28 protein-coding genes are annotated in these 23,630 nt (G+C 68.6%); 11 read left to right on the forward strand and 17 right to left on the reverse strand.

What is annotated here, in order from left to right:
• From MSZK_RS06710 to MSZK_RS06720, 3 genes are read right to left on the reverse strand one after another with little or no spacing between them, the layout of a single operon-like run.
• Nucleotides 1–312: a DUF3349 domain-containing protein gene (locus tag MSZK_RS06710; RefSeq protein WP_099246131.1), complete on the reverse strand. Its 312-nt coding sequence runs from the start codon at nt 310–312 to the stop codon at nt 1–3.
• Nucleotides 313–319: 7 nt separating this feature from the next.
• Complete coding sequence (locus tag MSZK_RS06715) at nt 320–604, reverse strand: hypothetical protein (protein ID WP_099246133.1); 285 nt, start codon at nt 602–604, stop codon at nt 320–322.
• A gap of 42 nt (nt 605–646) precedes the next feature.
• Nucleotides 647–1,906 carry an inorganic phosphate transporter gene (locus MSZK_RS06720; RefSeq protein ID WP_099246135.1) on the reverse strand — a complete coding sequence of 420 codons (1,260 nt, stop codon included), beginning with the start codon at nt 1,904–1,906 and terminating at the stop codon, nt 647–649.
• Nucleotides 1,907–2,136: 230 nt separating this feature from the next.
• Here MSZK_RS06720 and MSZK_RS06725 point away from each other — a divergent pair, with 230 nt between their 5' ends.
• From MSZK_RS06725 to MSZK_RS06750, 6 genes are read left to right on the forward strand one after another with little or no spacing between them, the layout of a single operon-like run.
• Nucleotides 2,137–2,439 (forward strand): DUF3349 domain-containing protein, encoded by a 303-nt coding sequence (locus MSZK_RS06725; RefSeq protein WP_099246137.1) that lies wholly within the window; start codon nt 2,137–2,139, stop codon nt 2,437–2,439.
• Nucleotides 2,440–2,489: 50 nt separating this feature from the next.
• Nucleotides 2,490–3,635, forward strand: coding sequence for an o-succinylbenzoate--CoA ligase (gene menE, locus MSZK_RS06730; RefSeq protein ID WP_233211144.1), 1,146 nt, complete (start codon nt 2,490–2,492; stop codon nt 3,633–3,635).
• 39 nt (nt 3,636–3,674) lie between these two features.
• Nucleotides 3,675–4,544 carry an alpha/beta fold hydrolase gene (locus tag MSZK_RS06735; protein ID WP_099246141.1) on the forward strand — a complete coding sequence of 290 codons (870 nt, stop codon included), beginning with the start codon at nt 3,675–3,677 and terminating at the stop codon, nt 4,542–4,544.
• Nucleotides 4,541–4,954, forward strand: coding sequence for a TIGR03668 family PPOX class F420-dependent oxidoreductase (locus tag MSZK_RS06740; RefSeq protein WP_099246143.1), 414 nt, complete (start codon nt 4,541–4,543; stop codon nt 4,952–4,954). The genes MSZK_RS06735 and MSZK_RS06740 overlap by 4 nt, the downstream gene beginning before the upstream one ends.
• A gap of 46 nt (nt 4,955–5,000) precedes the next feature.
• Entirely contained in the window at nt 5,001–5,789 is a 789-nt protein-coding gene (locus tag MSZK_RS06745; protein WP_233211145.1) for an alpha/beta hydrolase, read from the forward strand.
• 43 nt (nt 5,790–5,832) lie between these two features.
• The gene (locus MSZK_RS06750) at nt 5,833–7,188 is read left to right on the forward strand and encodes a hypothetical protein (RefSeq protein ID WP_099246145.1); all 1,356 of its coding nucleotides are present in this window, start codon (nt 5,833–5,835) and stop codon (nt 7,186–7,188) included.
• A 389-nt stretch (nt 7,189–7,577) separates the two neighbouring features.
• Here MSZK_RS06750 and MSZK_RS06760 read toward each other — a convergent pair whose 3' ends face one another.
• Genes MSZK_RS06760 through MSZK_RS06775 form a run of 4 tightly spaced genes read right to left on the reverse strand, consistent with a single transcriptional unit; the run spans nt 7,578 to nt 10,666 of the window.
• Entirely contained in the window at nt 7,578–8,708 is a 1,131-nt protein-coding gene (locus MSZK_RS06760) for a molybdopterin-dependent oxidoreductase (protein ID WP_233211146.1), read from the reverse strand.
• On the reverse strand, nt 8,705–9,334 hold the full coding sequence (locus MSZK_RS06765; protein WP_099246147.1) for a class I SAM-dependent methyltransferase: 630 nt from the start codon (nt 9,332–9,334) through the stop codon (nt 8,705–8,707). The genes MSZK_RS06760 and MSZK_RS06765 overlap by 4 nt, the downstream gene beginning before the upstream one ends.
• A 1-nt stretch (nt 9,335) precedes the next feature.
• The gene (locus tag MSZK_RS06770) at nt 9,336–10,013 is read right to left on the reverse strand and encodes a DUF2064 domain-containing protein (RefSeq protein ID WP_199203236.1); all 678 of its coding nucleotides are present in this window, start codon (nt 10,011–10,013) and stop codon (nt 9,336–9,338) included.
• Nucleotides 10,010–10,666, reverse strand: coding sequence for a glycosyltransferase family 2 protein (locus MSZK_RS06775; RefSeq protein ID WP_099246149.1), 657 nt, complete (start codon nt 10,664–10,666; stop codon nt 10,010–10,012). Before MSZK_RS06775 ends, MSZK_RS06770 begins: the two co-directional genes overlap by 4 nt.
• Before the next feature lie 93 nt (nt 10,667–10,759).
• On the opposite strand from MSZK_RS06775, the gene MSZK_RS06780 reads away from it, so the two are divergent.
• The 3 genes from MSZK_RS06780 (at nt 10,760) to MSZK_RS06790 (ending at nt 13,203) form a co-directional block, all read left to right on the forward strand.
• Entirely contained in the window at nt 10,760–11,464 is a 705-nt protein-coding gene (locus MSZK_RS06780) for a response regulator transcription factor (protein ID WP_099246151.1), read from the forward strand.
• 10 nt (nt 11,465–11,474) lie between these two features.
• Nucleotides 11,475–12,473, forward strand: coding sequence for a cell wall metabolism sensor histidine kinase WalK (locus MSZK_RS06785; RefSeq protein WP_099246486.1), 999 nt, complete (start codon nt 11,475–11,477; stop codon nt 12,471–12,473).
• A 109-nt stretch (nt 12,474–12,582) separates the two neighbouring features.
• Nucleotides 12,583–13,203, forward strand: a complete 621-nt coding sequence (locus MSZK_RS06790; RefSeq protein WP_099246153.1) for a TIGR03085 family metal-binding protein — start codon at nt 12,583–12,585, stop codon at nt 13,201–13,203.
• A gap of 1 nt (nt 13,204) precedes the next feature.
• On the opposite strand, the gene MSZK_RS06795 is transcribed toward MSZK_RS06790, so the two are convergent.
• The 7 genes from MSZK_RS06795 to MSZK_RS06825 all read right to left on the reverse strand — a co-directional run bounded on the left by MSZK_RS06795 (nt 13,205) and on the right by MSZK_RS06825 (nt 19,401).
• Entirely contained in the window at nt 13,205–14,329 is a 1,125-nt protein-coding gene (locus tag MSZK_RS06795) for a nitronate monooxygenase family protein (protein ID WP_099246155.1), read from the reverse strand.
• 69 nt (nt 14,330–14,398) lie between these two features.
• Complete coding sequence (gene ahpD, locus MSZK_RS06800; protein ID WP_099246157.1) at nt 14,399–14,932, reverse strand: alkyl hydroperoxide reductase AhpD; 534 nt, start codon at nt 14,930–14,932, stop codon at nt 14,399–14,401.
• Between the two features lie 2 nt (nt 14,933–14,934).
• Nucleotides 14,935–15,522, reverse strand: a complete 588-nt coding sequence (locus MSZK_RS06805) for a peroxiredoxin (RefSeq protein WP_099246159.1) — start codon at nt 15,520–15,522, stop codon at nt 14,935–14,937.
• Nucleotides 15,523–15,730: 208 nt separating this feature from the next.
• Nucleotides 15,731–16,762 carry an NAD(P)-dependent oxidoreductase gene (locus MSZK_RS06810; protein WP_099246161.1) on the reverse strand — a complete coding sequence of 344 codons (1,032 nt, stop codon included), beginning with the start codon at nt 16,760–16,762 and terminating at the stop codon, nt 15,731–15,733.
• On the reverse strand, nt 16,759–17,535 hold the full coding sequence (locus tag MSZK_RS06815; protein WP_233211147.1) for an S-methyl-5'-thioadenosine phosphorylase: 777 nt from the start codon (nt 17,533–17,535) through the stop codon (nt 16,759–16,761). The genes MSZK_RS06810 and MSZK_RS06815 overlap by 4 nt, the downstream gene beginning before the upstream one ends.
• A gap of 42 nt (nt 17,536–17,577) precedes the next feature.
• On the reverse strand, nt 17,578–18,111 hold the full coding sequence (locus tag MSZK_RS06820) for a MarR family winged helix-turn-helix transcriptional regulator (protein WP_099246165.1): 534 nt from the start codon (nt 18,109–18,111) through the stop codon (nt 17,578–17,580).
• 84 nt (nt 18,112–18,195) lie between these two features.
• A complete protein-coding gene (locus MSZK_RS06825) occupies nt 18,196–19,401 on the reverse strand; it encodes a hypothetical protein (protein ID WP_142389886.1) in 1,206 nt (401 codons plus the stop codon).
• 604 nt (nt 19,402–20,005) lie between these two features.
• Between MSZK_RS06825 and MSZK_RS06830 the strand changes: the two genes are divergently transcribed.
• Nucleotides 20,006–20,875 (forward strand): 1,4-dihydroxy-2-naphthoate polyprenyltransferase, encoded by an 870-nt coding sequence (locus tag MSZK_RS06830; RefSeq protein WP_099246169.1) that lies wholly within the window; start codon nt 20,006–20,008, stop codon nt 20,873–20,875.
• On the opposite strand, the gene MSZK_RS06835 is transcribed toward MSZK_RS06830, so the two are convergent.
• Entirely contained in the window at nt 20,872–21,198 is a 327-nt protein-coding gene (locus MSZK_RS06835; protein WP_099246171.1) for a DUF4229 domain-containing protein, read from the reverse strand. The genes MSZK_RS06830 and MSZK_RS06835 overlap by 4 nt on opposite strands.
• A 47-nt stretch (nt 21,199–21,245) precedes the next feature.
• Between MSZK_RS06835 and MSZK_RS06840 the strand changes: the two genes are divergently transcribed.
• Complete coding sequence (locus MSZK_RS06840) at nt 21,246–21,407, forward strand: hypothetical protein (RefSeq protein WP_099246173.1); 162 nt, start codon at nt 21,246–21,248, stop codon at nt 21,405–21,407.
• Here MSZK_RS06840 and MSZK_RS06845 read toward each other — a convergent pair.
• Nucleotides 21,404–22,576 (reverse strand): MinD/ParA family protein, encoded by a 1,173-nt coding sequence (locus MSZK_RS06845; RefSeq protein ID WP_099246175.1) that lies wholly within the window; start codon nt 22,574–22,576, stop codon nt 21,404–21,406. The two genes, MSZK_RS06840 and MSZK_RS06845, sit on opposite strands and share 4 nt — an antisense overlap.
• Before the next feature lie 75 nt (nt 22,577–22,651).
• Complete coding sequence (gene ccsB, locus MSZK_RS06850) at nt 22,652–23,629, reverse strand: c-type cytochrome biogenesis protein CcsB (protein ID WP_199203223.1); 978 nt, start codon at nt 23,627–23,629, stop codon at nt 22,652–22,654.
• Nucleotide 23,630 lies beyond the last annotated feature (1 nt).

Here is a 23,630-nt window from a genome sequence, read left to right on the forward strand (position 1 = left end):
TCAGTGCGATTCGAGCGGCCAGCCCACCGAGGCCAGCCGCGCGGCAACCTGGTTGCGCTCTTCGGGCGTCGGGTCCTTCTCGATGACCTGGCGGATGGCGTCGCGGATCTGCTCTTCGGTCACCGGAGTGTCGAAGTCACCGTCGCGCAGGATCGACCGGGCGGCCTGCACCACCTCGTCCTCCGACAGCGACCTCTTCAGCAAGGCCAGCAGCGGGTAATAGTCCTTGGGCGGAACGCCTTCCGGGTAGCCCTTGTGCAACCAGCCGAGAACGTTCTCCAAGAAGGCGGGCTGCTGCTGTTCGACGGTCATCGCACGCTCACTTCTTGGGCAGCATCGGGAAGAGGTCGATCCCGAAGTGATGGATGATCGTCGCTCGGGTGATCCAGGCGACGGCCGTCAGAATCACCAGGGAGACGAACACGAAGAGCAGGATCCCCAGCACCTTCAACACCGGGTTCGGCTTGTGGATCACGTGGTCGGCTTCCTCGCCGCCCGCCCCGAAGGAGTAGGCCAGCATGCCGCTGGCGAACAGCGCGGGCAGCCCGGCGCCGAGCACCAGCCCCACGACCAGAACTTTCAAGATCGACTCGAAGTACGTCATCGATGCGTCCTTATGTGCTCGTAGCGGCGATCAGCCCGGCCGTCAGACCGTGGCTGCGGGCTTGGCCGGCTTGGTGTCCTTGGTGGTGGCCGCCCGCACCTCGGCCGGGACCACCGAGTTCGTGGAGGTGTCCCAGTCGGCGTTGACATTGCTGTGGTCGACCTTCTGCTGCTGGGCGCGCCACCACATGTAGAACGACAGGCCGACCAGGATCAGGAAGATCAGGCCGTCGCCCATCAGCTGGGAATTGGTGACGTCCTTGACGAGGTAGCTCAGCCAGTAGGACAGCGCCCCGACCAGGGCCGCGGCCGGCAGGGTGACCAGCCAGGCCACCGCCATCCGTCCGGCCACCGCCCAGCGCACCTCGGCGCCGGGCTTGCCGACGCCGCTGCCGAGGATCGATCCGGTGGCGACGTGCGTGGTGGACAGCGCCATGCCGGCGGCACTCGAGCTGAGAATGATGGCGGCCGAGGAGGCTTCGGCGGCCAGACCCTGCGGCGACTCGATCTCCACCAGGCCCTTGCCCAGCGTACGGATGACCCGCCAGCCGCCGATGTAGGTGCCCAGTCCGATGGCGACTGCGCAGCTGAAGATGATCCAGAACGGCAGGCCGTCCTTCTTCACGTCGCCGGTCAGGTGACCGGTGGTGATCAGGGCCAGCGCGATGACGCCCATCGTCTTCTGCGCGTCGTTCGTACCGTGCGAGAGCGCGACGAGGGAGGCGGTGGCGATCTGGCCCCAGCGGAAGCCCTCCTCGCGGCGGCGGGCCAGCACCTTGCGGGTGATCCGGTAGACCAGCCAGGTGCCGCAGGCGGCGACCAGACCGGCGATCACCGGAGCCGCGATCGCCGGGATCAGGACCTTCTGGGTGACCCCGGCCCAGTTGACGCCACTGGTGCCGAGCGCGGCCAGGCCGGCGCCGATCAGGCCGCCGAACAGGGCGTGCGACGAGCTGGACGGGATGCCGAACAACCAGGTGAGCAGGTTCCACAGGATGCCGCCGATCAGGCCGGCGAAGATGATCGTCAAGCCCATCGACGCGTCGATGCCGGGCAGCAGGTGTCCGGTCTTGGCGTCCTGCACCTTGAGCACGGAGGTGGTCACCGTGACGGCGACCTCGACGGAGAGGAATGCGCCGACCAAGTTGAGAACGCCGGCCAGCAGCACGGCGGTCTTGGGCTTGAGCGCTCCCGTGGCAATCGAGGTCGCCATGGCATTGCCAGTGTCGTGGAACCCGTTGGTGAAGTCGAAAGCCAGGGCCGTGGCGATCAACAGCACCAGGATGATCATCTCCGCGCTCATAGCTGAGATTGTGGTGGGCGAAGGGACTCTTTGACCAGCTGCCAAAGGTCCTCGAACTGCGCATTTGCGAACGTCCCGCAGGTGTTCATCGGTTGTTAACCTGGTGGCCGTCCGGGGTTCGTCTGAGCCCGAGGATCGGGGGTACTACTGGTGGGCGCGGCCAGCAGATGCGCCGTCTAGGATTCTCGTATCCACTGGGCGCCCCACGCCCCCGTAAGGGAGATGCCGCGGTGACGAAGTTCCTCACCAAGATCGTGGCTTGGATCAAAGCGGGTTACCCGGACGGGGTTCCGCACCCCGACCAGGTGCCGCTGTTCGCGCTGCTGCGCCGCCGCCTCAGCGAGGAGGAGGTCATCGCCGTCGCCGAGGTGATGCTGGAGCGCGGCGACTTCGACCACATCGACATCGGCGTGCTGATCACCGAGATCACCGACGCGCTGCCCAGCACCGAGGACATTGACCGGGTCCATGACAAGCTCGCCGCCTACGGGTGGCCGCTGGACGATCCGCGCGACAGTGAGGACGTCGAATAACCACTCTGCGAGCGCTCGCCATCCCGCCCGGCCCGTCGGCGCAGTCGGTGATGGCCGCCCTGGACGGCGTCCTGGACGGACGCGACGCCCCACTGGTCCCGATCCCGGCCGGCGATCTTCGGGAAAGCGAGTTGCTGACCACGTCGTTGCGGGTCGGCGAAGAGATCGAGGACGACGTCGCCCTGGTGGTGTCGACGTCGGGGACCACCGGAACTCCCAAGGGGGCGTTGCTCACTCCCGCGGCGCTGATCGCCAGCGCGTCGGCCACCCACGACCGGCTCGGCGGACCGGGCACCTGGCTGCTGGCGCTGCCGACCCATCACATCGCCGGACTCCAGGTGCTGGTGCGCAGCCTGCAGGCCGGCACAGTCCCGGTCGAGCTGGACATCTCCGCGGGCTTCGATACCACCCAAGTGCCCACGGCCGTCGCACAACTCGGCGCCGGCCGGCGCTACACCGCGCTGGTGGCCACTCAGCTGGCCAAGGCACTACTCGACCCCGCGGCCACCGCGGCACTGGCCGATCTCGACGCGGTGCTGCTCGGCGGCGGCCCCGCCCCCCGGCCCGTGCTGGAGGGCGCGGCGGCCGCCGGGATCGCGGTGGTGCGCACCTACGGCTCCAGCGAGACGGCCGGCGGCTGCGTCTACGACGGGGTGCCGTTGGACGGGGTGACGATCCGGCTCGACGACGGGGCCGAGCCCGGCCAGGGGCGGATCGTCCTCGGCGGACCGACCCTGGCCATGGGCTATCGCAACCCGCCCGACCCGGATCCGTTCGCCGAGCCCGGCTGGTTTCGCACCGACGATCTCGGCCTGCTCGACGAAGCGGGCACCCTGACCGTGCTGGGCCGGGTCGACGAGGCGATCAGCACCGGCGGGCTGACCGTGATGCCCGCGCCGGTGGAGGCGGTGCTGTCCCGGCACCCGGCGATCGCCGACTGCGCGGTGTTCGGCCTGCGCGACGACCGGCTCGGTCAGCGGGTGGCGGCCGCTGTGGTCCTTGTCACCGGCGCGCTCGAGCCGACACTTGACCACATCCGCGACTACCTCGCCGAGTCACTGGACCCCACGGCCGCACCCCGTGAACTGCACATTGTCGACGAACTGCCGCGCCGCGGCATCGGAAAGCTCGACCGCCGCGCGCTGCGTGAGCGGTTCGCCGACGGCGGTGACCTACCCGGCGGCTACGGCTGGTGAACAATGGTTTGCGCAGCCACACAGAGGGGACATGTTGGTATGGACGAGCTGAAGTTTCTCGACCTGCACGGCGACCGGGTGGCCTATCTGGACGAAGGCCAGGGCGACGTCATCCTGCTGCTGCACGGCATGGCGGGCAGCTCGCAGACCTGGCGCCAGATGATTCGCCCGCTCTCGCGCAGATATCGGGTGATCGCTCCGGACCTCCCCGGGCACGGCAGCTCGGACAAGCCGCGCAGTGACTACTCGCTAGGTGCGTTCGCGGTGTTCCTGCGCGACCTGCTCGACGAACTCGGCGTGACACACGCCACCGTCGTCGGGCAGTCGCTGGGCGGCGGCATCGCCATGCAATTCGTCTATCAGCACCCCGACTACTGCCGGCGACTGATCCTGATGAACAGCGGTGGCCTGGGGCCGGACGTCGGATGGACCCTTCGACTGCTCTCCGCGCCCGGCGCCGAGCTGATCATGCCGATCATCGCGCCTCCACCGGTGCTGGCCATCGGCGAGAAGGTGCGGTCCTGGTTCGGTAAGGCCGGTATCCAGTCGCCGCGCGGCGCCGAGATCTGGAGCGCCTACAGTTCCTTCGCCGACGCCCAGACCCGGCAGGCGTTCCTGCGCACGCTGCGTTCGGTGGTCGACTATCGCGGGCAGGCGGTCAGCGCGCTGAACCGACTGCACGTCGCCACCATGCCGGTCATGGTCATCTGGGGCGATCAGGACGCCATCATTCCCGTCGAGCACGCGTACTCCGCCCACGAGACGCGGCCGGACGTCCGGCTCGAGGTACTGGCCGGCGTCGGGCACTTCCCTCAGGTTGAGCGCCCGATGGAAGTCGTCGAACTGATCGATGACTTCATCGCCACCACCGCGGGGGCCGACATCGAACAGCCCGCCACCCAGACGTGACCGAAGCCGCCGACCGGTTCGCCGCCGCGGCCGTGGCGCGGCTGGCCACGGTGACCCCGGACGGTCCGCCGCATGTGGTGCCGATCGTCTTCGCCGTGGCGGAATCCACCGTCTACACCGCGGTGGACGGCAAGCCCAAAACCACTCAACGGCTGCGGCGGCTGGCCAATATCGAGGCAAACCCGCGGGTGAGCATTCTGGTCGATCACTACGACGACGACTGGTCGCAGCTGTGGTGGGTCCGTGCCGACGGGGTCGCGACCATCCACCACGACGACGCGGTGTGCGCCCGGGGCTGCGAGCTGCTGCGCGCGAAGTACCCGCAATACCAAGCGGTTCCGCTGGACGGCCCGGTGATCGCAGTCGACGTCGACCAATGGACGGCCTGGCCTGCATCGGAAGTCAAGTAGTCAACTACTGTCGCCGGATCGGCAGGAACAGACGATGCTGGCCTCCATGCCACAGCTGGAAACCATCGACAAAGGTCGTTGCACGCCGACCCATCCCGCACCACTGCTCTTCGTCCACGGCGGCTGCCACGCGGCATGGTGCTGGGACGCCGGATTCCTGGACTTCTTCGCCGACAAAGGCTTTCGCGCAGTCGCGGTGAGCCTCCGCCATCATGGCAACAGCTCCGGGGATCGGTCACTGCACCGCTGCTCGATTGCCGACTACGTCGAAGACGTGAAGGCCGCGGCCGATGACCTCGACACGTCACCGGTCGTTGTCGGTCACTCGATGGGCGGGTTCATCGTCCAACGCTATCTGGAGGACCACTGGGCGCCGGCGGCCGTACTGATGGCGTCCTTACCGCCCAGCGGGGTCAGGGGAGCCACATCGCGGTTCGTGCGGAAACATCCCTTGGTTGCGCTGCGGTCCAACTTCTCCGGCCGACCGCAACTCATCTTCCAACAGCCGCTGACGCGTGAGGCGCTGTTCAGCCCGGGGACCCCTCAACCCGTGGTCGATGACTGTGCCGGCCGTGTCGAAGCAGAAAGCATGCGAGCGTTGTGGTTCGACGTGCTGTTCCGGCTACCAAAGCCGGAACAGGTTTCCACACCGATGCTGGTCCTGGGTGGCTCGGCGGACGGGTCGGTGACCACCGACGAAGTACACGCAACTGCGCGCGCCTACCGCAGCACCGGTGAACTCTTCCCGGACATGGGCCACAACATGATGCTCGAGCCGGGTTGGCCCGCAGTGGCGCACCGGATCGAAGAGTGGCTCGGCGGGCGGGGCATGTAAGCCGTCAGCACCACTACCGTGTTCGCCCGTACGCTGGAACCTTGTGAACATCGGTCGCAAGGAGGCGATCGCGGTCACCGTCGGCGTGCTGCTGGTGGCCGCGGCGTTCGCCGTACCGCACCTGCACCTGGGCATCGTCACTCCGCTGATCAACAGCTCCCCCGCCGAGATCAAGAGCTTTGCCGACACCGCGCCGATCTTCGGCTGGTGGAACGCCCACGTCGGCTGGGGCACGGTCCCGGCGATCCTGATCGGAGTGGCCGCCGTGGTGTGGGGCGCGTCGCTCGCCCGGCGGCTGCCCTGGCGCCCGCTGCTGGCGACCACCTGGGCGACATCGCTGGCCTGGGCGTTCGCGCTGGCGATGATCGACGGTTGGCAACGCGGCTTCGCCGGCCGACTCACCGCCCGCCACGAGTATCTGCGCCAGGTGCCGACGATCACCGACATCCCCGAAGCCGTCCGCACCTTCGCCAGCAGAATCCTGGATTTCCAGCCTGATTCGTGGATCACCCACGTCTCCGGCCATCCGCCCGGCGCGCTGCTGACCTTCGTCTGGCTGGACCGCATCGGGCTGGGCGGCGGCGCGTGGGCCGGGCTGTGGTGCGTGTTGTTCGGCTCCTCGGCCGCCGCCGCGATCCTGGTGGCGGTGCGCGCGCTCAGCGGTGAGGACACCGCGCGACTGGCGGCGCCGTTCGTCGCCGTCGCGCCCACCGCGATCTGGATCGCGGTGTCCGCCGACGGCTACTTTGCCGGGGTGGCGGCGTGGGGTATCACCCTGCTGGCCTTGGCCGTTCGCCGCACCGTGCGGTGGCCTGCGCTGGCCGCCGCGGCGGCCGGTCTGGTCCTGGGCTGGGCGATCTTCCTCAACTACGGGCTCGCGTTGATGGCGCTTCCCGCGGTGGCGGTGCTGTGCTGCGCGGCCTCCTGGCGCGACGCGATGCGAGCGCTGACGGTGGCGGTGGTAGGTGCGCTGGGGGTCGTGGCCGTGTTCGCCATTGCGGGCTTCTGGTGGTTCGACGGCTACACCCTTGTCCAGCAGCGCTATTGGCAGGGCATCGCGCTGAACCGGCCGTTCCAGTACTGGAGCTGGGCCAACCTGGCGTCGGTGGTCTGCGCTATCGGGTTGGGCAGCGTGGCCGGGATCGGCCGGGTGTTCGACATCGCGGCGATCAGGCGCCGCAGCGGGCTGCACCTGCTGATCCTCGGCGCGCTGACCGCGATCCTGTTCGCCGATCTGTCGATGCTGTCGAAAGCCGAGACCGAACGGATCTGGTTACCGTTCGAGGTCTGGCTCACCGCCGCCGGCGCCCTGCTGCCGATCCGGGCCCAGCGATGGTGGTTGAGCCTGAACGTGATCGGAGCTCTGATTCTCAACCACGTCATCCTGACCAACTGGTAGTACCCGGTCGCCGACCAGGTAGAGCAGCGCCGAACTCCAGACCACGGCCAGCGCGATCCAGAACCCCGTCGCATAGTCGCGGTCGAGCACCGTGAGGTTGTCCAGATGCAGGCCGGGCTTGTCGTACACCGGAATCGCCAGCAGCACCAGGACGACGGTCAGCAGCGCGGCCACCAGGATCGGCGTCCACCACCGGTGCGGAAGCAGACGCCGGCCCGCGAAACCCAGTGCCACACACAGTGGTGCGAACACCGCGTCGTGCAGCAGCACGCCGATCAGCGCCCACACCACGATGCGGATGATGACGTCGGTCGAGTTCTGCGCCACCAGTACCACGCCGTAGACCCCGAGCGCCACCCCGAGCGCCACCAGGAAAAGCCGGGTCGACGTCACGTCACCACCTCGATTCTGGAGAGCCATTTGGTCTGCAGCACACCGGGTCTCGTCGGTGCGATCAGCCGGCACGGGTAACCGTGATCGAGATCCAGCACCTGTCCGTTGAGCTTCAGCGCGATCAGCGTCTGCGAGTCACGGGAGTGGCGGGCGGGCAACACCGTGCGCGAATACGGACCTGGCGGCTCCAGCGAAACCATTCGGACATCGGTATCGGCTTGGCTGCCAACCGCTTTGAGAAGATCAGCCAGCACCACACCGGTCCAGTCCGCGGTGGCGCTCCAGCCTTCCACACAGGCGATCGGCAGCCGGTGGGTGGCCTGCGGCATCGCCGCGAGCTCGGCGAGGGTAAACGCCCGGACGGTGTCACCGTTCACCACGGTCAGCCGGTAATCGGGCGAGCGCGCGCTGCCCAGCACACCCGCCGCGAACGCCGACCGGTTCACCGGAACGCCCTGCGGCCCTTGACCGGACCGCGGTGCCAGCACCGAGACGAACCGCAGCCACGAAATCGTCTGGCCGGCCGTCACGATCGTCGCCGCACCGACGGCCAGCCAGGTACCGGCCAGCACCGCGCGCCGACTCGGACCGGTGCGTAGCTCGCCCGTCGGGATGTCCTCGAGGGGTTCGCCGAGAGCTGTGCGAATCACCGGCAGCTTCACACCCACGTGCACCAACACCGCACCAGCCGCCACATAGGCCATCGCGTAGTGGCTGGTGGTGAAGAAGAACCCGAACGCGTACCACTGGGCGATGTTCATGATCCCGGTGGACAGCTGAAAGATCATGGAGCCCACCAGAACCAGGATCGACGCCCGCTCGATCTGCCGGGTCAGGCCGCCGATGATGGGCCGTTCGAACAGCTTGGGGTACACCGACCACAACTTGACCACCAGCAGCGGAATCGCCGCGATACCGGCGATCACATGCAGGCCCTGGGTCAGCTGGTAGAGCCACACCGGCCGGGTCGGCCAGAAGAACCACGGCTGCGGATGTTGGATGAAGTGACTGATCAACCCCGTCACGAAGCAGACGGTGACGGCGACACCCAGGGCGAGCCCAACCCGAGCCGTCACTGCGGTGCCACGCAGACGGGCCTCGGCGGTGTTCGGAATCTGCGGCGTCACGTCAGCGTGAGTGTAGCCACGACGCGTTGACCGACCGGGTGAAAACCGGCTAACGCCAGACCAACTTCTTCGGCCAGCGCGGCCGCGCAGTCGACGCCGACCGACGCCCACTTGAACCAGGGCCCGATGCTGTTCGACGACTCCAGACGCACCCATCTGGCCCGCACACCGGCGGTGGCCGGATCGAATTCGGCCACACAGCGCCCGCCCGAGCGCAGCAGCTCACCGGCGCGCCGCAGGACCCGGCGCGGGTCACCGGCCAGGCCGACGTTGCCGTCGGCGAGCAGCACCGTCTGCCAGCGGCCGGTGCCGGGCAGTGGCTCGAATACGTCGCGCAGCAACGCCGGGGCACCGCTGCGCCGGGCCAGCCGCACGGCGGTGGCCGACTGGTCGACGCCGAGGGCCGGGATACCCCGCTGGATCAGGTGGGCGACCAACCGGCCTGGGCCACAACCCAAGTCGATCGTCGGCCCGTCGCACAGCGCCACCACGGCCGCGTCGAACGCCGCATCGGCGCCGCGACCACCCAGCCAGCTGTGCACCGGAAGCCGGTGCACCTGCCCGTCGTCGTGGCGCAGCCAGCAGCGTTCGCCGGTCAGCGCCTGCTCATAGAGCGCTCCGAGCACCTCATACCTCCCGGGTGGCGTGGGCGAACCGGCTCGACGATCGGCAGGCCGCGCGGACCGTCGGGATGTCGTCGACGGTGTCGACGTCGGGTAGTTCTTCGACAAGGGTCACAGAGATTCCGGTGTGCTCCAGGGCAGCCAGCGTTACAGCGCCGGTGTCGGCACGCGACATCGGCACCTCGCGCACACAGTCCGCGGTGGCCACATCGGCGACGCCGAGCACCCACCAGCCGCCGTCGCACGCCATTCCCAACACGGCCGGCGCGGCGAGCAACCGGCGGGCACACCCCTCGAGCAGGTCGGGGCGCACCTGCGGGGTGTCCATCCCGATCTGCAGCACCGGCTGCCCGCCGGCCGCCGCGGCCGCGTCGGCGTGCGCGTTGGCCAGCCGGTCCCCGAAGGTCTCGCCACGCTGGTCGACCACGGTGAACGCGACGAGCCGGGCACGGATCTCCTCGGCCCGGCAGGCCCGGTCGAGGTCGCCGGTCAGCGCGACCACCCGGTGCGCGACCGGGGTGGCGACCACCGCGTCCAGCGTGTCGAGCAGAGCCGCAGCCGCGATCTCGGCCGCGGCCTGCTCCCCCAGCGTGGCGGCCAGTCGGGTCTTGGCCAGCCCCGGTACCGGAGCCTTGGCCACCACCAGCACGGCTACCGGGATCTCCTGGGGGCTCCGCGTCACGAGATGGCCTTCCAGAAGTCGACGGCAGCGGTGAAGCTTCCTCGCACCGACCCGCTGACCTTCGACTTCCCGCCGGTGCGCGGGCCGTAGTCCACGTCGACTTCGACCACACGCCATCCCGCGGTCGCGGCACGGACCAGTAATTCCAGCGGGTACCCCGAACGGCGGTCGGTCACTCCGAGCGCCAGCAACGCATCGCGCCGCACCACCCGCATCGGGGCGATGTCGTGCACGGCAAGCCGGTGCCGGACCCGCAACCGCCAGCAGACCACCGCCGTTCCCGCCCGCGCATGCCACGGCCATTTCAGGCCGCGGACCGGGCGGCGACGGCCGGTCACCATATCGGCGCCGCGGTCGAGTTCGGCGACCAGCCGGGGCAGGTCGGCGGGATCCAGCGAACCGTCGCCGTCGAGTACGGCGATCACCGGCGTGCGGGCGGCGAGCACCCCGGCGTGCACGGCCGAGCCGTAGCCCGGCCTCGGTTCGCTGACCACGTCGGCGCCGTGCCGGCGCGCGACGTCGCCGGTGCCGTCGGTGCTGTTGTTGTCGACGACCAGTGCCCGGTAGCCGGCCGGGATGGCCGCGAGCACGGCAGGCAGCGATTCCGCTTCGTTGAGACACGGCAGCACCACGGTGACCGCACACTGCTCCATAGCGCCCAACCTAGGTGAGACCCCCACCGCAGTGCATGACGAAACCGTGACATCGGTGCAGGTGGAGTGCAGTGTTGGTTACTGTTTTGAACTATGACGGCCCGGGTTTTGATCGCCGACGACGACACCGTCGTGCGGGATGTGGTGCGCCGGTACCTGGAACGGGACGGCTTGGAGGTCACCGTCGCCGACGACGGCAACGAGGCACTGCGGGTGCTGGGTACCCAGCGCATCGACGTGGCCGTGCTGGATGTGATGATGCCCGGGCCGGACGGGCTGTCGCTGTGCCGGACGCTGCGCCGGGGCGGCGACTACAGCGTTCCGGTGATCCTGCTGACCGCGCTCGGCGAGGAGGACGACCGGATCGCCGGCCTGGAAGCCGGGGCCGACGACTACGTCACCAAACCGTTCAGCCCCCGCGAGCTGGCGCTGCGGGTCCGTTCGGTGTTGCGGCGGGCCCCGGCGCCGGCGGCGGCGCTGCCGCTGGAAATCACGGTGGGCGATCTGACGGTCTCGACGGCTGCGCGGTCGGTGTCGATCGCGGGCAGGCCGGTGGGCCTGACCAATCGTGAATTCGATCTACTGTTGTTCTTCGTGACCCACGCCGACACCGTGTTCTCCCGCGAGGACCTGCTGCAGATGGTGTGGCACTGGGAGTTCGGCGACCTGTCGACGGTCACCGTGCACGTCAAGCGGCTGCGCTCCAAGCTCGGCGCCCACCACCGGGTCCAAACCGTCTGGGGCCGTGGGTATCTGTGGAGCAGCGAAGCCGGCGGCGGTGATCGTGTCCCTGCTTGACCTGGCCAGGATGGCGCTGCTGGCACTGGCCTGCTCGCTGCCCGTGGTGCTGCTCGGCGTGTTGGTGATCCGGCTGGTCCGGTCGATGTCGATGACGGTCACCATGGCGGTGCTGGTGCTGATCCCGACGCTGGCGACGCTGACCGGTGTGCTGGGCGTCAGCGGGTTCATGATCACCAGCACGTTCGCCTCGATCGCCGTGGTGCTCTCGATCGTGGCCGTCGTGACCTTGCCCGCCGCGCTGATGCTGGCCCGCTACCAGGCCCGCCGCACGGTGTGGGAAAAGGAGATGCACGACGCGGAGCGGATGGCCGAGCAGTCCCGCCGGCGCCTGGTCGCCTTCGTCAGCCACGATCTGCGCACCCCGCTGGCCGGCATCCGGGCGCTCGCCGAGGCCATCGCCGACGGCGTGGTCAGCGACGACGAGGTTCGGGTGCAGGCCAAACACATTGAGCACGAGACGGTTCGGCTGTCCGAGATGGTCGACGACCTGTTCGAGATGTCCAAGATCAACGCCGGCGCGGTGCAGGCGCCATACGAGAAGGTCGCGCTCGACGAGGTGGTCGACGATGTGATCACCGCCCACCGGATCGCCGCGGAGCGCGCCGGGGTGAACCTGGCCGCGTCGGTGCCCGCCGACCCGGTGCGGGTGATCGGCAGTGACCGGGCGCTGGTGCGGGTGCTGTCCAACCTGGTCGCCAACGCGATCGCGCACACCCCCTCGGGCGGGACGGTCACGCTCGCGCTCGGCACGGACGCCGGCGCGGCGTGGGCGCGGGTCGACGACACCGGCGTGGGCATCGACGAAGCGGACCTTCCCCGGGTGTTCGACGTGGCATACCGCGGATCCAACAGCCGTGTCCCGCGGGAGGATTCGTCGCTGCCGAGCGGCTCGGGCCTGGGGCTGGCGATCGCCGCCGGTTTGGTGCAGGCCCATCGCGGCACGTTGTCGGCGCACAACACCGCGCACGGGGCGCGGTTCGAGGTCCGGCTGCCGCTGGCCACGTAGGTCCCGTCGCCGACCGTGCGGGCTATCGGTGGATCCGCTGCGATTCGTCGACGACAACCCCCACTCTCGGCGTATGACAGCATGGGTAGATCGCCTGAAGGGAGATCGAGTGTCCGTAGCCAAACGCGAACGCGCCGCCCTCGTCGCAGCTCTGCGCGAGGTCGGCCCCGACGCCCCCACCTTGTGCGAAGGCTGGACGACGCGAGACCTCGCCGCGCACTTGATGATTCGCGAGTACCGCGTGGACGCCGCGCCCGGCATCCTGATCCCGCTGTTCGCCGGCCACACCGCGAAGGTGCAGGACACCGTGGCGAGCACCACCGACTGGGACGACCTGGTGGACAAGGTGGCGGCCGGCCCGCCGGTGTACTCGCCGCTCAAACTGGTCGATTCGGTGGCCAACGTCGCCGAGATGTACATCCATCACGAGGACATCCGCCGGGCCCAGCCGGACTGGGAACCACGGACGCTGGAACCCGACCTGACCGCCAAGCTGCGCCGCACCCTGAGCATGATGGCCCGGCTCACCCTGTCGAAAATGCCTGCCCGCGTGCAGCTGCGCACCCCGGAGGGTGAGACGGTGCTGACCGCAGGAAGTGGGCCGGCCGTGACGGTGACCGGTCCGCCCGGGGAACTGCTGCTGTTCGCGACCGGACGACTGGCCCGGGTCGACTACAGCGGCGACCCCTCCGCTGTGCAGGCGGTGAAGTCAGCCCCGAAGGGGCTCTAGCTCAGTCGTCGAGTGATCGGCTCAGCCGCTCCGCGGCGGCCAGGTAGTCCTCGATGAACTCCAAGACCACCTCGCGAGCGGGTTTGACCTTGTTCATCAAGCCCACCCCCTGGCCGACGAAGTACGTGGCCAGCGCCTGAGCACCCGGGTGGCCACCCTCGGCGAGCTTGTCGATCCGGCGCAACACCGGCTCGGCGATCATGTTCTGCAGCGGCAACGGCAGCGGCTGGCGACCGCCCTCGTGCGGCGCCCACGCGTCGGTCCAGTCCGAAACCAGTTGCCGCGACGGCTTTCCGGTGCGCCCGGCCGAGCGGACGGTGTCGCGTGACGTCGCGGCCAGGAATTTCTGCACCGTGTACGGGGCGGTCTCGGCTTCCTCGGTGGTCAGCCACACCGAGCCGGTCCAGGCGCCGGCGGCGCCGAGGGCGACCGACGCGGCCATCTGCCGGCCGGTGACGATGCCGCCGGCGGCCAACACGGGCACCTCGCGGATCGGCTTGATGGCCTCGATGACCTCGGGGATGAGCACCAGCGTGGTCACCTCGCCGCAATGACCGCCGGCTTCGGTGCCCTGCGCGACGATCAAGTCGACGCCGGCGTTGACCTGCTTGATCGCGTGCTCCTTGGCGCCGACGAGGGCGGCGACCGGGATGCCGGTCTGCTTGCCGGCCTCGATCATGTAGTCCGGCGGGACGCCAAGTGCGTTGGCCATCAGCTTGATCGGGTGGTTCAGTGCGACGTCGAGCAGACTGGCGCCGGTGTCACCGCTCAGCGACGACGCCGCCATCCGCGGCTGTTCGCTGATGTCGATGTCGTGAGCGGCCAGCAGCTCGTTGATGAAACTACGGAAGTCCGCCGGGATGCGATCGGCGAGCTGACCGAACGACAGGTTCTCGCCCTTGCCCTCGAATTTGGCGGGCACGATGATGTCCACGCCGTATGGCTTGCCCTTCACCTGCTCGTCGATCCAGGTGAGCTCCTGGTCGAGCTGGTCGGGGGTGTACGCGGTGCCGCCGAGCACCCCGAAGCCGCCCGCGTTGGTCACCGCGGCGACGACGTCGCGGCAGTGGCTGAAGGCGAACAGGGGGAACTCGATGCCGAACTGGTCGCAGATCTCAGTCTTCACGCGCCCAGTATGCGCTCGGCGCCCTCCCCAACCAACTACCGGGTTGGGAAGGGCGCCGGGCCATGACGATCAGGCGCGAGCCAGCGCCTGCGTGGTGAGAAGTGCCTGCGCCACGCCGGACACGATCGACGCGAGCCGGATGGCCTCGAAGATCACCGTGCGCGACACGTCAGCGTCCCGCAGTTCCTTCTCGTGTGCGGCCAGGCACTGGTCGCAGCCGTTGATGGCCGACACGGCCAGCGACCACAGCTCGAAGTCGGCCTTGGCCACCCCCGGATTGGCGATGATGTTCATCCGCAGCCCGGCCCGCAGGTCGTCGTAGCGGCCGTCGAGCTGGTGGCGGGTGCGGTAGAAGACGTTGTTCATCCCCATGATCGCGGCGGCACCCAACGCGGCGTGATACGCCTCCTCGGAGAGCACGTCGAGGGCGTCCTCGGTGATCTCGCGCAGCAGTTGCTCGGACTTGGTCGCCGCGGCCGTGGCCACCAGCGCGCCCCACAGCTGTTGCTCGGTCAGCTCGGTCGAGCGGACGATGCTGCCCAGGTTGAGCTTGAGATCCTTGGCGTAGTCCGGCAGAGCTTCCTTGACGTTGTCGATGCTCACGCTCAGACCGCCTCGGCCAACAGCTCGCCGGCGTCGATCGTCGGATCACCCTTCTTCCAGTTGCAGGCACACAGCTCGTCGGACTGCAGCGCGTCGAGTACCCGCAGCACCTCGTCGACATTGCGGCCGACCGAGCCGGCGGTCACCGACACGAACTGGATCTCGTTGTTGGGGTCGACGATGAAGGTCGCACGGTCGGCGACACCGTCGGCGTTGAGGACGCCCGTCGCCAGGCACAGCTCGCGCTTGAGGTCGGACACCATCGGGAACGGCAGCTTCTTGAGATCCTCGTGCTGCGCGCGCCACTGGAAGTGCACGAATTCGTTGTCCACCGACACCCCGAGCACCTGCGCGTCGCGATCGGAGAACTCGTCGTTCAGCTTGCCGAAGGCGGCGATCTCGGTGGGGCACACGAACGTGAAGTCCTTGGGCCAGAAGAAGATGATGCGCCACTTACCCGGGCTGTCGGAGCTCGTCACCTGGGTGAAATAATCGTCGGGTGCCTTGGCGTCGACCTTGGACAGGTCACCGCCCACGACAGCCTTGAGGTCATAGGCCGGGAACTGGTCACCGATTGTCAATAGCGCCATGATTGTCACCACTCCTCGAAAGCTAGATTGGAACCAATCCAGATTATGCCAGTCCAGGCGTCAATAGATCAGGCTCCCGAGGGGGAAGGTGACCATTGTCACCCAATTCGGGGACGGCTGTCACCTCGTATCGGGCGGAGCCCAAATAACCAGGGAGCGCTTGCTTTTCGACTGTGACGCGCAGCACAGCCGCGGGCGGGTCACGGCATCACGCCCGCAGTGGTGCGAACGCGAAGTCGGCCAGCCCCTCCTCCGGGTCGATCGCCGCGCGGAAGCCGAGCGTGTCGGCCGCCAGGGCGGGATCGGCCACGATGTGGCGGACGTCGCCGCTGCGGTACTGGCCGGTGACCACCGGAGCCGGCCCACCACGAGCCGCGCAGATCCTCGCGGCCACCGCCATGATCGAGACGGGGCGACCCGAGCACACGTTGGCCGCCAGAAACCCGCCGGCCTCCCACCGCATCGCCGCCACGTTGGCGGCCGCCACGTCCTCGACGTGAACGAAGTCGCGCATCTGACCGCCGTCCTCGAAAACCTTTGGCGATTCGCCTCTTTCGAGCGACGACCGGAAGATCGCCGCCACCCCGGAGTACGGGGTGTCGCGCGGCATGCCCGGCCCGTAGACGTTGTGATAGCGCAGCGCGACCACCGAACCGCCGGTCGACTCGGCCCACGCCAGCGCGTAGTGCTCCTGTGCGGTCTTGCTGGCGGCGTACAGGCTGCGCGGCCGCAGCGGCGCCTGTTCGCCGACCAGCTGCCAGGACAGCTCCTCCCCGCCGGCCGGGCAGCGGTGTTCGAAGTTGCCCGCGTCGAGATCGGCCCGGGTGCGCGGCAGCGGGTCGACGACGCCGTGCACCGGGCATCGGTAGCCGCCCTGGCCGTAGACCACCATCGACGACGCCAGCACCAGCCGGCCGATCCCGGCGGCGTACATCTGGGACAGCAGCACCGCGGTGCCGTAGTCGTTGTGGCTGCCGTAGGACGGGGCGTCTGCGGCATTCACGCCCGCACCCACCACGGCGGCCTGGTGGCAGACGGCGTCGACGCCGGAAAGCAACGGCGCCAAGGCATCCGGATCACGCACGTCGACACGATGGCACCCCTCGGGCAGTACGGCGCCGGGACCATGGGCGGCGTCGAGCATCAGGTCGGCGGCGACCACGTCGTGCCCGTCGGCTTGCAGCGCCGCCCACACCCGGCTTCCGATGAACCCGGCCGCACCGGTCAGTAGCACCCTCATGGCAGATCGAACGGCAACTCGACGCCCTCGTGCGCCAGGCAATGCCGACAGACCCGTTCGGAGGCCACCTGGTCGATCGCCTCGAGCACCAGCTTCTTGAACGGCACCATGTTCTTCTCGAACTCGGCGAACACGTCCACCGCGCGCACCCCGGCCCCGACGTCGACGCCCGCATCAAGGTCGGTCACCAAAGCAATTGCCGCGTAACACATTTCCAGCTCCCGGGCCAACACGGCCTCGGGATACCCGGTCATGTTGATCAGCGTGAACCCTTCGCGCGCGAACCATTGACTCTCGGCGCGGGTGGAGAATCGCGGGCCCTGCACCACCACCATGGTGCCGCCGTCGACCACGCCGGGCAGATCGGTGGCCGCCGCGCGCAGCGTCGGGCAATACGGATCGGCGAAGTCGACGTGGATGCCGCCGGAGTCGAAGTAGGTGTCCGGCCGCCCCCGGGTCCGGTCCACCAGCTGATCGGGGACCACGACCGCGCCGGGACCCAGCTCGGCGGTGAGGCTGCCCACCGCGCACGGCCCGAAAACCCGGCGCACCCCCAACGCCCGCAGCGCCCACATGTTGGCCCGGTAGGGCACGGTGTGCGGTGAGAACTCGTGGCTCAGACCGTGCCGGGGCAGAAAGGCCACCTCGTGCAGCCCGACCCGGCCGACCGTGATCGGCGCGCTCGGCTCGCCGTACGGGGTATCCAGGTTCACGCTGCGCGCGTCGGAACCGAAGAACGTGTAGAAACCGCTACCGCCGATGACTCCGAGCATTTGACCATTGTGGTGCATCCACCTCCGCGGCAGTCAGCACTGTCAGGCCTCGCTCGGATCGGCCTGCGGATCGGCGGACTTGAGCCGGGCACTGATCCGCCGGCAGCCGTCCCCGAGCGCGATCATCTGCGGTCGGCTCAGTCCGTCGAGGAAATGTGTTCGGACCAGCCGCGAATAGGTTTCCAACGCCGTGGCCAGCGACCGCGCGCCATCAAGGGTCAGCATCGCCATCACCCGGCGGCCGTCCTCCCGGGAAACGCGGCGTTGGACCAGCCTGCGCTCCTCGAGACGCTGCGCCTGTTGGGTGAGCGCCCCCGGCGTCACCATCAGGGTCTCGGCGATCGCGCCCATCGGGCTCGGTCCGTGGTTCTTCAGGAACGACAGCATGTGAACATCTGCCAAGGTCAGCCGATGGGCGTGCACCAAACCCCGGTTGACGATGTCATGCAGCATCGTGGCCACGGACTCGAAATTCAGCCACGCGCTGATCTCGAGATCGTCGAAGCCGAGCCGATGGTGACGCTCGCGGCCCGGTTGGATGTCACCGTCATCATCATCTGGTCGTTGGGTCGACACAGATACTCGCCTGCCTCCGTGAACGTGGGTGACGGCCCCCGCCACAGGGGCGGGGGCCGTCTGAGTCACAACCGCGGACTGGACCTACTTGGCTGCGCCCGCGGCCTGCCGGGCGCTGCGGCCCGTGCCCGTCGAACCACCGGCCGAATCCTTTGCCTTGCCGGCGCCCGCGGTGGCCGGCTTCGAGGAGCCGGCCGCGGTGCGAGCCGCCGAACCAGTCACCTGGCCGGGCTCGACCTTGTTGCCGTCCTTGACCGCGGGTGTCGACTCCGACACCGATCCGGTCTCGTCGCCGGCAGACGTGCTGTCGGCAGACGCTGCGGCGGCGGGAGCCGGCGTAGTGGCAACCACCTTCGAATGCCCTGTCCCGGTGGCCTTTTCGGTGACCGTCGGCTCCTCGGCCGCCACTGCTTCGGCGGACGGCGCCGCCTTCTTCTGCGCGAGCGTGGTGGTCGGGGGGGTCGCACCCAGAGCCGTGGCGATCGACTTCGGAATCGTGACCAGCAGGGTGTAGGCGAGGCCTTGATTGAAGCCGACCGGCGTGGACAGCAGGCCCGGGTAGACGCCGTCCTGATAGCCGTTCAGAACCGCTCCCACCACGGTCGGCAGGATGTTCACCGCGGCGTTCACCGCAGTGACGAAATCGCCGGCCGCCGAGGCGTCGAGCACGGCCTGCGCGCTGTCACCGAACGCCTGGATCCCACCTTCGACCGGCCCGAGCACACCGACCAGGACGGGCAGCAGCGTCTCGATTCCGGCCACTGCCTTGACGACGGCCGACAGGTTGTCGGTGATCTTGCCCGGGATCTCCAACACCGGGAACAGCGGAAGCCCGATGCTGAAGATGGCGGTGCCCAGCGCGTTGTTGATCGTCTCGGCCGCACCGGAAAGATCGCCATCGGCGATCTGCTGGAATGCGGTGCTCAGCGACTGCGGGACGGTCTCGGTGAGATAGGTGTACGTCCCGGTGGCGACGCCACCGAGGGCAGTCCCGACGGTGTTGGCATAGCCGAACCAGTTGGTGCCGAGCTGACGCAGGGCGGGTGCGGGGTCAGCAAGCCAGTCTTCGCCGATCGTGGTCACGTTGGCCAGCGCGGCCGTGAAGACGTCCACCCACGGAGTGACCGGATCGAAGCCGGCGGTGAGCGAGACGTCGGCGGTGGAGAACACCGCGGGGCCATGGGCATTCGAGAGGGTCGACGTGACCGGCTGCAGCGGGGCCAGCGCGAGCGCGCCGACTCCCAGAACGGCTACCCCGGTTGCGACAGAGGACCGGACAGCAATGGGCATGATTTCTCCTGTCGGGGGACTGGTGGGAACGTGGCAAAACTTACCTAGGAGAAACCTGAGAGAAGGCGTCATTCGGCGAGAACTTACTTGTCAGTCAGTTTCGGCCGATGGCGCGCAAGCTCGGACCCGAGGAGAGGCGCAGGTTAACGCGACGCAGCCTCCTATCAGCAAACTTGACTTGCGCGTGAATTGCTTTAGCGTGCAACCACCCCGCGCCGCCGTCTACATTGCCGAGATGTGCGGATGCGGGTTAACCGCTGTGACGCTAATGAGCGGCTCACGCCCGTGCGAGAACCCCCGGGGGTTTGCTGGCGAGCTACCTCGCCACCGTCGTCACCCGCTGGTGAGCGGGGCCGGTTTCACCGGCGGTAGCAACCTCAGTCCTGGCCGCGCCCGGCAAAGGCGATTTCGTTAGTTTGATGAGCTTATCGTCGTCAGATGCCCGAAACCGCTTCGTACAGCGAAGGGTTCCAATGAGACGGGCCAGCTACCTCGCATCGCCGCGGCGGCCGTCGCCACCAGCAAACATCGACGACCGCGGCGGGAGGAGGCGGGCGCTGCCGGCCGGGGCGCGTGCGACGATTCGCGTGCGACGATTGCGGGCATGGCGAGCATCGCGCAGTGGATCGAGGGAGCCCGGCCCAGAACCCTGCCCAACGCAGTGGCGCCGGTGATCGCGGGCACCGGCGCGGCAGCCTGGCTGCACGCCGCCGTCTGGTGGAAAGCCCTGCTGGCACTTGCCGTCTCGGTCGCACTGATCGTCGGGGTCAACTACGCCAACGACTACTCCGACGGCATTCGCGGCACCGACGACGAACGCGCCGGCCCGCTGCGGCTGGTCGGCTCGCGGCTGGCCACCCCGCGCGCGGTGCTGACTGCCGCGGTGGCCAGCCTGGCCGTGGGCGCCGTGGCGGGGCTGGCGCTGGCCGTGGTCAGCGCGCCGTGGCTGATCGCCGTCGGTGTGGTGTGCATCGCCGGGGCGTGGCTCTACACCGGCGGTTCCCGGCCCTACGGTTACGCCGGCTTCGGCGAGGTCGCGGTTTTCGTGTTCTTCGGCCTGGTCGCAGTGCTGGGGACGCAGTACACCCAGGCGCTGCGGGTGGACTGGGTAGGGCTGACCCTGGCCGTCGCGACCGGTGCGCTGTCCTCGGCGGTGCTGGTCGCCAACAACCTGCGCGACATCCCGACCGACCGGGTCGCCGGCAAGCTGACCCTGGCGGTACGCCTCGGCGACGGCCGCACCCGCACGCTCTACCAATCGTTGGTGGCGCTGGCAGGTGTGCTGACGCTGGTGCTGATGGCCGCCACGCCGTGGTGCGCGGTCGGCTTGGTCGCGGCACCGCTGGCGCTGCGTGCCGCAGGCCCGGTCCGCCACGGCCTCGGCGGCCGCGAGCTGATTCCGGTACTGCGCGACACCGGCCTGACGATGTTGGTGTGGTCGGTCGCGGTGGCGCTGGCGCTGGGGTTCGGTTAGGCGCTGGGCTTCTTGGGTCCGCGCAGCCGCGCCTGCAGCTGTTCGCGGTCCTGCCTGCGACGCTCGTCGACCAGCGCGATGCTGGCGGTGGCGCGCTTGCGCAGCGGGGCCAGAACCCAGATCCCCAGCGGCAACGCGATCACGATGGCGAACAACAGGGCCACGATGAGCGGGAATTCGCGGATCCCGATCAGCTGCGCCAGGTAATAGATCGCAGCCGTCAGGGCGACCACCAGAACGATCCTGGCGAAGGTGTAGATGGCGACATCGCGTGCCAGGCGGCCACCCGCCCCCGTGGTCTGGTTGTCCGATTTGTCCGACACGGCGCCGAGCTTACCGACGCGCGTATATTCGGACAAAGGAGGTTGACGTGCTGTACCTGCTCTTGGTCCTGATCATCGCCGCGGCCGTGTATGTCGGCTGGCGTGCGGTGCGCGCCCAGTCGAACCGGACGAAGACCAGGGTCGTCGGCCCCGACGACGACCCGGAATTCCTGTGGCGGCTCAGCCACGGAGACAACAACCCGCGCTAGCGCACGCGGCTGTCGGTGGCGGGGAATCCGTCGGCCACCACCGCGGCCAACCCGATCAACGCTTCCCGGGTCTTCGGCTTCAACCGGTCGAGATCGATCTCGGCGCCCTCTTCCAGGTGCGGGTCGAACGGGATCACACACACCGCACGGCAGCGCCGCGAGAAGTGATCGACCACCTTGTGCATGTCGACCTTGCCGCCCCCCGGCCGCACCGCGTTGACCACGCACACCGACCGGCGCACCAAGTCCTCGTGGCCGTGCGCGTCCAGCCAGTCCAGCGTCGCCGACGCACTGCGCGCGCCGTCCACCGAACCCGAGCTGATCACGATCAGGGTGTCGGCGGCCTTGAGCACCGAGCCCATCGCCGAGTGCAGCAGGCCGGGCCCGCAGTCGGTGAGCACCAGGCTGTAGAACCGCTCCAGCACCGCCAACGTCCGGTCATAGTCCTGCGCGCTGAACGCCTCGGACACCGCAGGATCGCTGTCGGAGGCCAGGACCTCCAGCCGGCTCGGGCCCTGTGAGGTGTAGCCGCGGACGTCGCTGTAGCGCTCGATACTGTCGGCGTCACGCAGCAGGTTCCGTACGGTGGCCGGGGTTTCCAACGGCACCTTCTGACTCAGCGTGCCGCGATCGGGGTTGGCGTCGATCGCCACCACCCGGTCCCCGCGGATCGAGGCGAACGTACCGCCCAGAGTGGCGGTGATCGTCGTCTTGCCCACCCCACCCTTCAGCGACAACAAAGCGACCTTATAGCAGCCCGGCAGGGGGCGGTTCACCTGTGCGGTCAGGGCGTGCTGACGCGCGGCGCGCGGACCGTCACCGACGTTGATCAGCTTGCCCGACAGCACATACAGCCAGCGCCGCCAGCCGGCCGCCGGGGCCGGCTTGGCCTGCCGCAGCAGCGCACTGGTCGCCAGGTCCGGATACGGCGTGGGCGGCACCGTCGGCCGTTGCGGCGGAGCCGGATGCTCGGCGACGTAGGAGTTGAAGAGCGGCGCACCGGCCGGCAACGGGTCCATCGGGATCCCGATGGGCGGCGTCGAGGCCAACCAGTCCGGTTCGGGCTGCGGCGCGGCGGTAGCAGGATCGGTGAACCGCTGTTCGGTGCGGAACACCGTTGTCGCATCAGTCAATTCGTGGCCCCGACGGGAACCATGAGGATCAGACACGGGCACTTCCCCCTGACATATCGTTTCGGGTCGAGTGGTTTTCGTGGCGTACTCGACCCTAGCGCACCGTCAGGGTCAGCCGACTCCGGCGTAGGAGTGCAGGCCGACCGTCACCAGGTTGATGAAGAACAGATTGAACACCATCGCGACGAAACCGACGACGTTGATCCAGGCCGCCTTCTTGTCCCGCCAGCCGGCGGTGGAGCGGGCATGCAGGTAGGCGGCGTAGACCACCCAGGCGATGAACGACACCGTCTCCTTGGGGTCCCAGCCCCAGTACCGACCCCACGCCTCCTCGGCCCAGATGGCACCGAAGATGACGCCGAAGCCGAAGATCGGGAACGCGAAAATCGTGGTGCGATAAGCGATCCGGTCCAAGGTCTGCGCGTCGGGCAACCGGGCGACAATCTGCGCCAGCCGACCTTCCCGGCCGGGTTCGCCCAGTGGTGACATCTTGAGCAGGAACAGGATGCTGGCCACGCCGGCCACCAGGAAGACCCCTGAGCCCAGACTGACCACCGACACGTGAATCGGCAGCCAGTACGACTGCAGTGCGGGCATCACCGGTGCGGCGTTGGTGTAGAGCCAGCGGCCCGAAACCGTCAACAGGATCAGCACAGGGACCAATACGAAAACCCACAATGCGCGGTACTGCGGCTTGCGGAGCACCACCGCCGCCGCGATCAGACCGCAGAAGCTGGTCAGGTTGATGAACTCGTACATGTTGCCCCACGGCACCCGGGACGTGGCCAGCCCACGCAGCACGATGCACACGAACAGCAACGCGATGCCGAGGTAGACCAGCGACAGGCCGGCCGTGCCGATGCGTTCGTCGGCGGATCGACGCGGCTTCTCGACGACGACGCCGGGGCGATCGCTGTCGGCACTCACTCCCCCGGCCGTCACCAGCTCGCGAGCCTCGACCTTGCGGCCGCGGCTGTAGGCGAGTTCGACGGCCAGCAGCAGCAGGGCGCCGACCAGGATGACGACCGACGAGGTGAAGGCCCAGTCCGAATAGCGGGCCAGCCCGATGTCGATGTGCTCGGTATTCACG

The organism is Mycobacterium sp. shizuoka-1 (assembly GCF_002723835.1).
GTDB lineage: Bacteria > Actinomycetota > Actinomycetes > Mycobacteriales > Mycobacteriaceae > Mycobacterium.